Origin of the sequence: Klebsiella planticola ATCC 33531 (assembly GCF_000735435.1) — a bacterium.
GTDB classification, from domain to species: Bacteria; Pseudomonadota; Gammaproteobacteria; order Enterobacterales; family Enterobacteriaceae; genus Klebsiella; species Klebsiella planticola.
The window spans coordinates 1-14,101 of sequence record NZ_JMPP01000038.1; the positions used below are offsets into that span (position 1 = coordinate 1).

At 56.1% G+C, this 14,101-nt stretch carries 8 protein-coding genes and 1 pseudogene; 5 read left to right on the plus strand and 4 right to left on the minus strand.

The features are described from left to right. Both GRPL_RS09620 and GRPL_RS09615 read right to left on the minus strand, forming a co-directional pair. A partial coding sequence (locus GRPL_RS09620) for a fumarate hydratase (protein ID WP_032699714.1) occupies positions 1-1,174 on the minus strand: 1,174 nt, incomplete at its 3' end. A 54-nt stretch (positions 1,175-1,228) separates the two neighbouring features. Continuing rightward, positions 1,229-2,740 (minus strand): anion permease, encoded by a 1,512-nt coding sequence (locus tag GRPL_RS09615; protein WP_032687499.1) that lies wholly within the window; start codon positions 2,738-2,740, stop codon positions 1,229-1,231. 635 nt (positions 2,741-3,375) lie between these two features. Here GRPL_RS09615 and GRPL_RS09610 point away from each other — a divergent pair. Both GRPL_RS09610 and GRPL_RS0125780 read left to right on the plus strand, forming a co-directional pair. Then, entirely contained in the window at positions 3,376-6,153 is a 2,778-nt protein-coding gene (locus tag GRPL_RS09610) for a flavocytochrome c (protein WP_032699715.1), read from the plus strand. 82 nt (positions 6,154-6,235) lie between these two features. After that, positions 6,236-7,197, plus strand: a pseudogene (locus GRPL_RS0125780) (FAD:protein FMN transferase). Here the strand turns inward: GRPL_RS0125780 and dcuR are convergent. After that, positions 7,178-7,897 (minus strand): two-component system response regulator DcuR, encoded by a 720-nt coding sequence (dcuR, locus tag GRPL_RS09605; RefSeq protein ID WP_032687473.1) that lies wholly within the window; start codon positions 7,895-7,897, stop codon positions 7,178-7,180. The pseudogene GRPL_RS0125780 and the gene dcuR sit on opposite strands and share 20 nt — an antisense overlap. Next, positions 7,894-9,513 carry a sensor histidine kinase gene (locus GRPL_RS09600; RefSeq protein ID WP_032696079.1) on the minus strand — a complete coding sequence of 540 codons (1,620 nt, stop codon included), beginning with the start codon at positions 9,511-9,513 and terminating at the stop codon, positions 7,894-7,896. The genes dcuR and GRPL_RS09600 overlap by 4 nt, the downstream gene beginning before the upstream one ends. Before the next feature lie 173 nt (positions 9,514-9,686). Between GRPL_RS09600 and GRPL_RS09595 the strand changes: the two genes are divergently transcribed. From GRPL_RS09595 to GRPL_RS09585, 3 genes are all read left to right on the plus strand, one after another. After that, entirely contained in the window at positions 9,687-10,607 is a 921-nt protein-coding gene (locus GRPL_RS09595; protein ID WP_032699717.1) for an N-acetylmuramic acid 6-phosphate etherase, read from the plus strand. 275 nt (positions 10,608-10,882) lie between these two features. Next, a complete protein-coding gene (gene mqo / locus GRPL_RS09590) occupies positions 10,883-12,541 on the plus strand; it encodes a malate dehydrogenase (quinone) (protein WP_032687475.1) in 1,659 nt (552 codons plus the stop codon). Positions 12,542-12,755: 214 nt separating this feature from the next. Continuing rightward, positions 12,756-13,958: a multidrug effflux MFS transporter gene (locus tag GRPL_RS09585; protein ID WP_032699718.1), complete on the plus strand. Its 1,203-nt coding sequence runs from the start codon at positions 12,756-12,758 to the stop codon at positions 13,956-13,958. Positions 13,959-14,101 lie beyond the last annotated feature (143 nt).

Genomic DNA, 14,101 nt, shown 5'->3' on the forward strand with positions numbered 1-14,101 from the left:
CCACAATGATGGTGCCGTTCAGCGTCAGACGAGTGGATACCGGATGGGCGGACAGCTGCGCCAGGATCTCGCTCATCGGCTGATTCAGGTTAATACTGACCACCTTGCCTTCACCTTGCTCACGCAGCGCTTCCGGGATGTACTGGCCCGGGTTGCTCTCCAGTTTTTCAATCCAGATACCGTGGCGGTTGATTTTGGCCTTGATATTGCGGTCAGCGGAGCAGGAGACGCCCATGCCGACCGGGCAGGAGGCTCCGTGACGCGGCAGGCGAATCACGCGGATGTCGTGGGCGAAGTATTTGCCGCCGAACTGCGCGCCAAGGCCGAGATTCTGCGCTTCCAGCAGCAGCTCTTGCTCCAGCTGAATATCGCGGAACGCCTGACCGTGCTCGTTACCTTCGGTGGGCAGGCCATCGTAGTAGCGCGTGGAGGCCAGCTTCACGGTTTTCAGCGTCGATTCCGCCGAGGTGCCGCCAATCACAAAGGCGATATGGTACGGCGGACAGGCCGCGGTGCCGAGGGTGCGCATCTTCTCAACCAGGTAGTTTTTCAGCTTCGCCGGAGTAATCAGCGCTTTGGTTTCCTGATACAGGTAGGTTTTGTTGGCTGAACCGCCGCCTTTCGCCATGCACAGGAATTTGTACTCGTCGCCGTCAGTAGCATAAAGATCGATCTGCGCCGGCAGGTTAGTCCCGGTGTTGACCTCTTTGTACATATCCAGCGCGGCATTTTGCGAGTAGCGCAGGTTATCTTCGGTATAGGTGTTGTAAACGCCGCGGGCCAGCGCCGCTTCATCGCCGCCGCCGGTCCAGACGCGCTGACCTTTTTTACCCATGATGATCGCGGTACCGGTGTCCTGGCAGGTCGGCAGCACGCCTTTCGCCGCGATTTCCGAGTTGCGCAGGAACTGCAGGGCGACGTATTTGTCGTTTTCGCTGGCTTCCGGGTCGAGCAGGATTGACGCAACCTGCTTTTGATGGGAAACGCGCAGCATAAAGGCCGCATCGTGGAAGGCCTGCTGGGCCAGCAGAGTCAGGGCTTCAGGGGCAACTTTCAGTATCTCCTGGCCGGCAAATTCGGCCACGGAAACATGTTCTTTGCTCAGCAGATAGTATTCAGTCTCATCTTTTGCCAGCGGAAAGGCTTCCTGGTAAACAAACGGTTTAGTCGACATAGCTTAGCTCCCTAAGAGTAAAACCGCCGGAGGAGAGCCTCCGGCGGTTATGAATCAGAACATCATGGACATCCACGGATAGCCAATCAGCAGCAGGGCGGCCAGGAAGATGGCGCCGAAGATGGTGCCGAGGCGCCAGTAGTCTTTGGTCGGCAGGTAGCCGCTGCCGTAGTAAATCGGGCTTGGACCGGTACCGTACGGCGTGATGATGCCCATCACGCCGAGCGAGGTCACCATCAGCAGGACGAAGACCTGCATATTCATACCCGGAATGGTGGATGCGATAGTCAGCATCGCCGGCAGCAGCGCGGTGGTGTGCGCGGTGGTGCTGGCGAACAGGTAGTGCAGCAGGTAGAACGCCAGCAGCAGCACGATAGTGGCGACGCCCGGGGAGATGCCGCTCATCAGCGCTCCGCCTTCTTTACCCAGCCAGGCGATAAAGCCGGTAGAGGAGAGGCCGTCGGCCAGCGCCACCAGGGTGGCGAACCAGACAAAGGTGTTCCATGCCGCTTTATTGTTGGTGATATCGCTCCACGAAAGTACGCCGGTCCATAGCATCAGCACAATGACCAGCAGGGCGGCCAGCGCCGGTTCAATCCACTCGGCGGCGAAAATCCACATGGCCAGGGCGAAGCAGACGAACACCAGCAGCAGGATCTCATTGCGTGACAGCTTGCCCAGCTTTTCCAGCTCGCGAGCGGCCCACAGCGGCACTTCATTGTTGACTTTCACTTCCGGCGGATAGAACCAGTAAGCCAGCAGCGGCATCGCCAGAATCAGCAGGATACCCAGCGGCAGGAAGGCGATAAACCAGGTACCCCACGAGATATTGATGCCGACGATGCTTTTGACCAGCGCGAGGGCCAGCAGGTTTGGCGCCAGCGCGGAGAGGAACATCGAACTGGTGATACAAGCTGCGGTAATGGCCACCCACATCAGGTAGGAGCCGATACGACGCGCGCTGGGATCGTTCGGTTTAGAACCGTATAGCGGCGGCAGGTTGGCGATAATGGGGTAGATGGTCCCGCCGCTGCGCGCGGTATTGGACGGGGTAAACGGTGCCAGCAGCAGGTCAGCAAAGGTAATGGCATAACCCAGCGTCAGGCTGCGGCGGCCCAGATATTTCACCAGGATCAGCGCCAGACGGCGACCAAACTGGGTTTTATCGTAGCCAGCGGCGAACATGAAGGCGCCGAAAATCAACCATACGGTGGAGTTACCAAAACCGCTGACCGCCCATTTAAATGAGGCGCCGGCCAGTTTGAATTTGGGGTCGGCCAGCTGCGCTGGGTTGAAGAGCAGCCACTGGCTGCACAGGGCGATGACCACCACCCCGGTAATGCCGATCACGGCGCCCGGCAGGGGTTCAAAAATCAGCCCGACAATGACGCCAACGAAGATAGCAAAGTAGTGCCAGGCATAAGGCGGTAACCCGTCAGGCACCGGCACGAAGAGTAAAAGAACTGCAACAATAATGGGCAGCGCCATCATCAGCAGGCGGTTTTTATTTGCAGCCTTGGGACTGGCGGCACCGGCAGGCGGTATGGTTGTCTGTTTCTCTTTCATAATGAGTATCTGCGAGTAGTTGAAAATACGATGCGTCACGCCATAACCAGTGATTTTTTTAATTTCAAAACTTTCTTTACTTATTAATCTTTGGTTTTTCTGGTTTTCGTGACGGTTATTTAACGCATTTTGCTGTGCGTTAAATTTAATTCGTTGGTTATTTATATATTGCGCTTTGTTGCTTTATTGCAATTGATCAGGATCAATAAATACGGTGTGTGGAGGTATTTATTTATTTTAAAAATAACCCTGACGGGTGAGGTGTTTATTTGATTAAAATATCGATAAATGTTAATAAATAATTGGCTTACAAACGTACATCAAGAGTTTTTTGTTTGTATCTGTATGATATTAATGAATTTTATATTGTGATTGATATGTGTTGTTTTTTAACAAAGGTGGCTGACATGTTATCGGTGTTTTGCTTTGTGTGAAAATTGTATTTTTAATTAATAATACAATAGAGGTATTGATGTTATTGGTGGTATTAAATAGTTTTTTAACTAACGTAATTGGTTTGTTAACTAAAAATATCGCTATATTATGGGCATGGCAACAGGAATTAAGAAACACAACCAAAAACAATTCCGTCACCCAATTCTGAATTTTCAATATTTAAAATCTGGAGTGTTAATATGACCAGTAGCCCACGTATATTGCGTCCTTTTACCTTACCGAATGGTACTGAGTTAAAAAACCGTTTGTTAATGGCACCGATGACCACCTGCACCGGCTATTTTGACGGCAGCGTCACCAGCGAACTGGTGGAATACTATCGCGCTCGCGCCGGCAGCATTGGCACCATTATCGTTGAGTGCTGTTTTATTGATGATTACGGTCTGGCTTTCCCGGGCGCCATCGGCATCGACAATGACGAGAAAATTGCCGGTCTGGCTAAAATCGCCGACGCCATCAAAGCCGAAGGGTCAAAAGCCATTCTGCAGATCTATCACGGCGGACGTATGGTCGATCCGCAGTTGATCGGCGGCCGTCAACCGGTGGCGCCGAGCGCGCTGGCCGCACCGCGCGAAGGCGCTGCGATGCCGCGTGCGCTGAGCGGCGAAGAAGTTGAGGGAATGATTGCCAAATTCGGCGACGGTGTACGTCGCGCCATTCTGGCCGGTTTTGATGGCGTGGAAATTCACGGTGCTAACACCTATCTTATCCAGCAGTTCTATTCCCCGAATTCTAACCAACGCGATGATCAGTGGGGCGGCAGCCGCGACAACCGTGCGCGTTTCCCGCTGGCGGTCCTCGACATTACCCATAAAATGGCGAGCCAGTACGCCGATGATGCCTTTATTATCGGCTATCGCTTCTCCCCGGAAGAGCTGGAAGAGCCGGGTATCCGTTTTGATGACACCCTGTACCTGCTGGAAAAACTGGCGGCGCGCGGTCTCGACTATCTGCATTTCTCCGTCGGTGCATCTCTGCGTCCCTCGATTGTCGATACCAGCGATCCGACGCCGCTGATTGAAAAATATTGTGCGCTGCGCTCTGATACCCTGGCTCAGATCCCGGTGATGGGCGTTGGCGGCGTGGTCAACGCGGCGGATGCGGAGCAGGGGCTGGATCATGGTTACGATCTGATGGCCGTGGGCCGCGCCTGCATTGCTTATCCGGACTGGGCGGCGCGGATTGCTGGCGGAGAAAATCTCGAGCTGTTTATCGACAGCACCCAGCGCGAAGCGCTGAATATTCCGCAGCCGCTGTGGCGCTTCTCGCTGGTTGAAGCCATGATCCGCGATATGAGCATGGGCGATGCGAAGTTTAAACCCGGCCTGTTTGTGGAAACCGTCCAGGACGATGCCAACGAACTGGTGATTAACGTCAGTCTGGAAAATGACCGCATCGCCGATATCGAACTGGCTGCCGGCCCGCAGCAGAACGTGGAGTTCACTACCAGCTTCGAAGAGATCCGTGAACGCATTTTGACCGCCAATACGCCGCACGTGGACGCGATTTCTGGCGCCACCAGCCAAAGTGAAGCGGTGAAAAAAGCGGTGTCGAAAGCGATGCTGAAATCAAGTAAAGCGCTGGCGCTGGAAGAGGGCGGCGCAGATCTGACGCCGAAAAGCTATGACGTGGTGGTGGTCGGCAGCGGCGGCGCCGGGCTGGCCGCCGCCATTCAGGCGCACGATGAAGGCGCAAGCGTCCTGATCGTTGAGAAAATGCCGACCATCGGCGGTAATACGATTAAAGCCTCTGCCGGAATGAACGCCGCGCAAACGCGCTTCCAGCGGGTAAAAGGTATTGAGGACAGCAAAGAGCTGTTCTATCAGGAAACCTTAAAAGGCGGACACAATAAAAACAATCCGCAATTGCTGCGTCGGTTCGTGGAAAATGCCCCGGAGGCCATCGAATGGCTGGCGCGTCGCGGGATCATGCTTAATGACATCACCACCACCGGCGGGATGAGTATCGACCGTACTCACCGTCCGCGTGACGGATCCGCCGTCGGAGGGTACCTGATTAGCGGCCTGGTGCGTAATATCACTCGTCGCGGCATCGATGTGATGCTGGATACGTCGGTGGAAGAGATCCTGATGACCCACGACCAGGTGAGCGGCGTACGTCTGCTGAATGATGAGCAGGAAAGTATCGAGGTGCAGACCAAAAGTATCGTGATGGCGACCGGTGGTTTCAGCGCCAATAGCGCGATGGTGGTAAAATATCGTCCGGATCTGGCGGGGTTTGTCACCACCAACCATAAAGGGGCCACCGGCGGCGGTATTGCGCTGCTGGAACGGATTGGCGCCGGCACCGTCGACATGGGCGAAATTCAAATTCACCCGACCGTTGAGCAGAGCACCTCGTACCTGATTTCCGAATCGATTCGCGGCGGCGGCGCCATCCTGGTCAATCAACAGGGGAACCGCTTCTTCAACGAAATGGAGACCCGCGATAAAGTGTCTGCGGCGATCATCGCGCTGCCGGAGCATTATGCTTACATCGTCTTTGATGAACATGTCCGGGCGAAAAACAAAGCGGCCGACGAATATATCGCCAAAGGTCTGGTGACCAGCGCCAGCTCGCCGCGCGAACTGGCGGAGAAACTGGGGATGGATTACCATGCCTTCCTCGCTACGCTGGAACGCTACAACGGGTTTGTTGAAAATCAGCGTGATGAAGAGTTTGGTCGTACCACCGCGCTGCGCGCGCCGGTTAACGAAGGGCCGTTCCATGCTATCCGCATCGCGCCGGGGGTTCACCATACTATGGGCGGTGTGACCATTAATACTGACACCGCGGTACTGGATACTCATCATCAGCCGATTGCCGGCGCTTATGCCGCGGGTGAAGTGGTCGGGGGTATCCACGGCGGCAACCGTATCGGCGGCAATGCCGTAGCGGATATTATTATCTTTGGCACCCTGGCGGGCCACCAGGCGGCAAAACGCGCCAGAGGCTAACGCTCAGTGATAACAGGCCGGGTTCGCCCGGCCCATTCCCGGCGGCGTCTGCCTGCCCGGGTGACACAGAGGAGCTTCAATGATGTCTGGCATCTCTGGCGACCAACGCCTCTATAGCTACTCCGCTGTTTTGATGGGGTCTCCCATCCTGCTCAAACTGTTCTCCCACGATGAAGCCCTGGCTTCCCGCACGTTTCAACTGATTAAACGCTACGAAGACCTGTTCACCGTCAACCGCGCACACTCGGAGGTGATGGCGATTAATCATGCCGCCGGCCGCCATCCGGTCAGCGTCAGCCGCCCGGTATATCAGCTTATTAAATGCGCGAAAGCGGCCAGCATGGTGCAGGAGAGCGCCTTTAATCTGGCCATCGGCCCGCTGGTGAAGCTATGGCGCATCGGTTTTAACGGCCACAGCGTTCCGGCGACGACGGATATCGCCGCGCGTTTAGCGCTGACCCGCCCGCAGGATGTGATCCTGGATGACGCCGCCGGCAGCGTTTTCTCGCCCGGCCGGGCATGGAGATCGATCTTGGGGCGATTGCCAAAGGCTACATAGCGGACCGGGTCCGCGATGACCTGCAGCGCCAGGGAGTGGACGCGGCGCTGATCAACCTCGGCGGCAACGTGCATACTCTGGGGGCGTGGTCGATTGGGCTGAAAAAACCGTTCGCGGCCGATAATGCGCTGGTGGGCAGTATTGACGTCGTCGGCCAGTCGGTGGTGACGTCCGGCATTTACGAGCGCTATTTTGAGCAGGACGGGCGGCGTTGGCACCATATCCTCGACCCGCGCACAGGCTATCCGCTCGATAACGAGCTGGAGAGCGTAACCATTGTTGCAGATGACTCGCTTGACGGAGATATCTGGACCACGTTGATCTTCGGTCTTGGCGTAGAAAAGGGCTGCGCGGCGCTGCGCCATCGCGAAGACATCGAGGCGATTTTCGTCACCAAAAATCGCGACATTATCCTCTCATCACAGCGCCGCTTTCGTTTTCACTTACTCGACGACAGCTACCGGCTTACTGACTGTACTGCTTGAGCAGGCTGTACTGCTCGGCGACCAGCCGGTAGCGGTAGACCGGACGCCCGGTAGCGCCGTAGTGAATGCTGGTGTAGAGGATATTAATCTGCGCCAGCCAGATCAGGTATTTCCGGCAGGAGACGCGGGAAATATTGACTGCCACCGCCAGTTCATCGGTGGAAAACTCGGTACCCGGATGGGCGTCAATCCACTGACACAGCGTGCGCAGCGTCTGGGCGGTTAAGCCTTTCGGCAGCTTGCGCGCGTCGCTGGCTTCCGGCGCGTTGCCGTGGAGCAGGCGGTCAACATCGGCCTGCTCATAATAGGGCTGTCCGGTCATCAGTTTGCGTTTTTCGCGCCAGGCGGTCAGCGCCTCTTCGAAGCGCGGGAACTGGAACGGTTTGATCAGATAATCGACGACGCCGTAGTGCATCGAGGTTTGCACGGTGGCGGCATCGGCGGCGGAGGTAATCATAATCACGTCGATAGGGCGGCCAGAGGCGCGAATGGTCGGCAGCAGATCCAGTCCGCTGTCATGCTGCATGTAGACATCCAGCAGCACCAGATCGATCTCCTGTCCGCTATCGTTAATCATCTCCTGGGCCTTGCTTAGCGTAGACGCCGTGCCACAGCAGCGGAAGCCGGGAATTCTCGCCACATACAGGCGATTCAGTTCGGCGACCATGGCATCATCGTCAACAATTAATACATTTATCACGCACGTTTCCTTTTACTATCCCAGGGAAGATGAACAAAAAATTGGGTAAAGACGCCAGGCTCAGACTCGACGGCGAGCGTGCCGCCCAGTTCACGGAGCTGCTGGCTGGCGAGAAACAGGCCAACGCCGCGATTCTCACCCTTGGTAGAGAAGCCTTTATTAAAGATGGCATCAATATTAGCAGGCGGGATACCCGGCCCGTCATCGCTGACTTCGCCGCTCAGCCAGCCGTTCTGATAGTGCAGCAGCAGACCGACTTCCCCCTCGCTTTGGCCGCTCATGGCATCCAGCGCATTCTCAATCAAATTACCCAGCACGGTGACCAGCACGGTCACCTGCTTTTCATTTGGGCAATCGGGCACCAGGCTCTCTTCGGCTAAGTTAAGCGTGAAGCCGCGCTCTTTGGCGCGCTGGATTTTACCAATCAGGAAGCCCGCGACCACCGGTGATTTGATACGGTGCTGAATTTCGCCTATGTCCGCCTGATAAGTATGGGCGGTTTGCAGCACGTACTCCTCCAGCTTGTCATAACTTTTCATGTTTAACAGGCCAAGGATCACATGCAGCTTATTCATAAATTCATGCGAGGTGGTGCGCAGCGCATCGACATAGTTAACCATACCGTCCAGCCGCTGCAACAGCTGGCTGACCTCCGTTTTATCACGGAAAGTACTGATGGCGCCGACGATAGCGTTCTGACTGCGCACCGGCACGGTGTTGCTGATCAGCAGGAAGCCGTTGCAGCCGAGCTCGCGGTCGTAAATCGGCTCGCCGGTTTGCAAGACCTCGTGCAGATCCGCCAGCAGCGGGGTGTGGGCAATCTCTTTGCCGGGGCCGCTAAGCAGGATCTCGCTGGCCGCCGGGTTGATCAGCGTGACGCGACCTTCGACATCCACCGCGACAACCCCTTCTTTTAACGAATGGAGCATCGCCTGCCGCTGCTGAAACTGCGTGGAGATCTCCTGCGGCTCCAGTCCCAGCAGCACGCGCTTGAGTCCGCGCACCAGGCTCCAGGTACCGATTCCGCAGACCAGGGCGCTGAACAGCACGGTTAACAGCACATCCCAGCGGCCTTTGGCGATCTGCTCATCCACTTTACTGAGCGAAATCCCGACCACCACCACGCCAATTTGCTGCTGCCGGTCGTTGAATACCGGCGTAAAGACGCGCAGCGCCGGAGCCAACACCCCGTGATTGACGGCGACATTCTCTTTGCCGGCAAAGGCAGGCTGAATATCCTCGCCGATAAATCGTTTACCGATAAGCCGGGCATTGGGATGCGAATAGCGCACGCCATGCATATCGGTCACCACGGCATACAGCAGATCGTTACGTCGGGTGATGGCCAGCGCCAGGGGCTGGATAAGTCCGCTCTGCGGCGGCAGCGCCAGGGCCTGTTTCACTTCCGGCATATCGGAGAAGGTGCGTGCGACCGCCAGCGCCGTATCTTTTACGCCGTCGCGGGTGGTGTCGCTGATCTGTATAAACCACAGCGCGTAGACCAGCAGCAGTACCGAACCAATCACGCTGCTAATCATGAGCGTCACGGCGGTACTCAGCTTCATCCTCATCAGACGTTTGCGCGCGGGCGGAATTGACTCCGCGATATCCTTCATACCATCCCCTGAACTGTTCGGCGAAGGGCCATTATCGCTGAAGGTAACCATTTCTTAAAGCTATGTAAAAAAGCAAAAAGACGCTGAAAGAACCGGGAAGCGTGACCCCACTCGCAGGACCTCGCAATAAATATCCTTATAGTGAATAGGGAGTTATTTAAAAGGAGGTTTTTATGAGCAGTAAGCCAACCGCATCAATGATGGAACGACGCCACCCTGAAACTCGTCACATCGACACGCTCGCCACCCTCGATATGCTGACCCTGTTGCACAAAGACAACCGGCAAATCGCCGACGCCGTCGGGGCCTGTTTACCGGAGGTTGCCCGTCTCGTTGATAATGCCGCCGCAGCCCTGAGTCGGGGAGGGCGGCTGGTGATTGTCGGCGCCGGAGCATCCGGCCGCGCGGCGCTACAGACGGTCAGCGAGTATACGCCGGAAGAGAAACATTCGCTGGTTGGGCTCATTGCCGGTGGCCCGGCAGCCGCGCTACAGGAGATGGAAACGGCCGCTAACGATTACGATCTCGGTACGCTTGAGCTGCAGGCTATCCGTTTCAGCAGCAACGATATGCTGCTGGCGCTGACGGTTAGCGGACAAACGCCGTGGGTCTGGGGCGCGATGCGTCATGCCTGGTCGCTCGGCGCGCCAATTGCGGTGCTGACGCAGCAAGCGGAGAGTGAAGCCGCCCAGCTGGCGGATATCATTATTGCGCCGCAAACCGGGCCAGAAGCGGTGGCGGGGTTCGGTAACCCGAAAGCGCAACTGGCGCAGCGGCAGATCCTCACGATGTTGACCACCGGGCTGGCGATTCGCAGCGGCAGGGTTTACAGCAACCTGCGGGTCGATCTGCAGGCCACCAGCCCGCGCTGGACTGAACGCCAGATTGCCATCGTCATGACGGCCACCGACTGCTCGCGCAGCGAGGCCAAAGCCGCGCTGGCCAGCTGCAATCAGCATGTGCGGACGGCAATCCTGATGCTGATGACCGGGCTCGACGCCTGGCAGGCGCGAGATCTGCTGGCGGAAAATAACGATCGTTTGCGCCTCGCGCTGCAGGAGACAAAGCGCGAGACGCTGAGTCGCGTAAATTGAATGATGGATGCGGCGCGCCATAGCGCGCCGTTATGCTGCGAGCGTGACGTGGTGATAAATAACTAAATTAACCGGCGAGAACTATTTAACCCCTTCATTCCCGCCGTTATTTTCTGACTTTTAGTTTCGCACGCGATATTTTACTTTTTTAAGTTAAAAAAGTATTTATCAGAAATTGATTAACTGTGCGGAAAATGTAAATGATATTTTAAAATATAATAGAAATGCGTTAACATGTTTGCACTTATTTCATTGTGCTATGCGATAATTCTATTATGCCTGCAATAAAAAAATCTCTCTTATCTGTGACCGCACTGGCGATGTTTGTCAGCACCGCGTCGTATGCGAATACCGATGCCGCTCAAAAAACCGATTTCCTGCTGATTGGCGGCGGAATTATGAGTGCCTCCCTTGGCACCTGGCTGCAGGAATTACAGCCGGACTGGAAACAGGTGATGGTCGAGAAGCTGGATGGCGTTGCGCTGGAATCCTCTAACGGCTGGAACAACGCCGGGACCGGCCACTCAGCGAACATGGAGCTGAACTATACGCCGGAGCGTCCGGACGGTTCCATTGATGTCAGCAAAGCGCTGGATATTAACGAGCAGTTTATGATCTCCCGTCAGTTCTGGACGGCGCAGGTCAAACGCGGCATTTTGCACGATCCGCACGCCTTTATTAATTCCACTCCGCATATGAGTTTCGTCTGGGGTGATAATGTGGAGTATCTGCAAAAACGTTATGCCGCATTGCAGCAGACCACTTTATTCCAGGGCATGAAATTCTCCACCGATCACGCGCAAATTAAACAATGGGCGCCGCTGGTGATGGAAGGGCGCGATCCGCAACAAAAAGTGGCGGCGACCTGGACTCCGGTCGGTACCGATGTCAACTACGGCGAAATTACCCGTCAGCTGATCGGCAGCCTGAAGAAAAATAATAATTTCTCTCTGCAAACCTCTTCTGAAGTCACCGGCTTTAAGCGTAATGCCGATAATTCATGGCACGTGACGATTAAAAACGTCAATAGCGGTCAGGAGCAGGCGGTCGATGCGAAATATGTCTTTATCGGTGCCGGCGGCGGCGCGCTGAAATTACTGCAAAAAACCGGCATTCCGGAAGCGGATAATTATGCGGGCTTCCCGGTTGGCGGCTCCTTCCTGATGACGGAAAATCCAGCCGTGACCCAGCAGCATCTGGAAAAAGTGTACGGCCAGGCCTCCGTTGGCGCACCGCCGATGTCGGTTCCGCACCTGGATGCCCGTTTCATCGATGGTAAGCGCGTGGTGCTGTTCGGGCCGTTTGCGACCTTCTCTACCAAATTCCTCAAAAATGGTTCATTTATGGACCTGCTGAGCACCACCACTACCGATAACGTGCTGCCGATGACCCACGTGGGTCTCGACAACTTCGATCTGGTGAAATACCTGATTAGCCAGGTGATGTTGAACGATGATGACCGTTTTGCGGCGCTGAAAGAGTACTATCCGGACGCGCGTAAAGAAGACTGGAAACTGATCCAGGCCGGCCAGCGCGTGCAGATTATCAAGAAAGATGCTGACAAGGGCGGAGTCCTGAAGCTGGGTACCGAAGTGGTGGTCGATCAACAGAAAACCATCTCGGCGCTGCTGGGGGCATCACCGGGTGCATCCACCGCGGCACCGATCACCCTTAACGTCCTGAAGCAGATGTTCCCGGAGCAGTTTGCTTCCGCGCAGTGGCAGAGCCGCATTCATGCTATCGTCCCGAGCTACGGACAGAAGCTGAACGATAACCCGGCGCTGACGCAGCAGGTGTGGGATGATACCGCTGCGACGCTGCAGCTGGTGAAACCGCCGGTCATCGACATGAGCAAAACTCAGCCTGCGCTGACCACCGCGAAGCCGGCCGAGGCAAAACCCGCGGAGTCGGCACAGCACGATATGGCGCTGTAATCTGACATAACGTCCGCCACAGAACATGCCAGTTGGTTTATCGCCGACTGGCATTTTTTCGTCGGCTGTGCCTGCCATCCTAGTTGCGCGTCCTCTGCGCCGTCTATTCATGAATGCGACTCATAACCTCGATACGGTTACAGGGGATTATCCGTCAGCGCTTTCTCGTTAACATACCTCGCTCTGTAACACTCTCTCCTGACGGATATCTCACATGACTTTGCCGCAAAAAAACGCCGCCAGCAGGCCGCTGTTTATTTTGATTTTAAGCGGGCTGATGGCGTTCGCTTCGTTATCCACCGATATTTATCTACCCGCCATGCCGGTGATGGCGGCGGAATTGCAGGGGGACGCCGAACTGACGATTACCGGTTTTTTAATCGGTTTTGCCGTGGCTCAGCTCATCTGGGGGCCGATCGGCGACCGCCTTGGTCGTCGCACGCCGCTGTTTATCGGTATGGTGCTGTTTATCATCGGCTCCGTGGGGTGCGCGCTCTCCGTCAGCATCGATCAGATTATTTTCTGGCGCGTTTTTCAGGCTCTGGGGGCCTGTACCGGGCCCATGCTGGCGCGAGCGATGGTACGCGATCTCTTTGCCCGGACCCGCGCCGCGCAGATGCTCTCCACGCTGACCATTGTCATGGCCATTGCACCGATTATCGGGCCGCTGCTGGGCGGGCAGCTGATCAGAGTCACCAGCTGGCATGCCATTTTCTGGCTGCTGGCGGGCATTGGCCTGCTGATGCTGCTGGCGCTACGTTGGCTGCCGGAAACGCTGCCGCCGGAGCGGCGCCAGCAGGGATCGCCGCTGAAGGCGTTTCATCACTACGGGCAGCTGCTGCGAAACCGCATTTTCATCCGTTATACCCTGAGTCTGACCTGTTATTACGTCGCCGCTTACGCCTTTATTACCGGTTCGCCGGATGTCTATATTCGCTATTTCGGCGTTGAACCGCAGCACTATGGCTGGCTATTTGCGGTCAATATTCTCGGCTTGATGACCATGAGCCTGGTTAACCGCCGTCTGGTACAGCGTTACGCATTGGGGGATCTGCTTAAAGTGGCGCTGGTTGTGGCCTCTCTGGCGATGGTGGCGATGGCATTCAGCGTCAAATTGCATCACGGTGGTCTGGTCGGGATCGCCCTGTGCGTGTTTCTCTTTTTCTCCATGAACGGCGTGATTGCCGCCACCTCAACGGCGGCAGCGCTGGATGAGGCGGGGGAGTTTGCCGGTTCGGCATCGGCCTTCATCGGCGCACTGCAATATGGCAGCGGAATCGTCTCTTCATTGCTGCTGGCCGGGTTACATGATGGTACGCCCTGGACGATGACGTGGATTATGGGGGCCTTTACGCTTGTCAGCCTGCTGCTGGCCTGGACGCCGTCGGCACCGCGGCTTGATGAACTAAACGCATAGCCTCAGGTCGGTTCAGATTTCTCACCGGCGGCGGTTCTCGTCGCGAGGCCACGGAACAGGTCGCTGAACGTGCGCCCCGTTAAAACTTTCGCCGTAGATTGTGGTTATACTGGCTTGAATTAACAAGAAAAAGCGGAAATGCG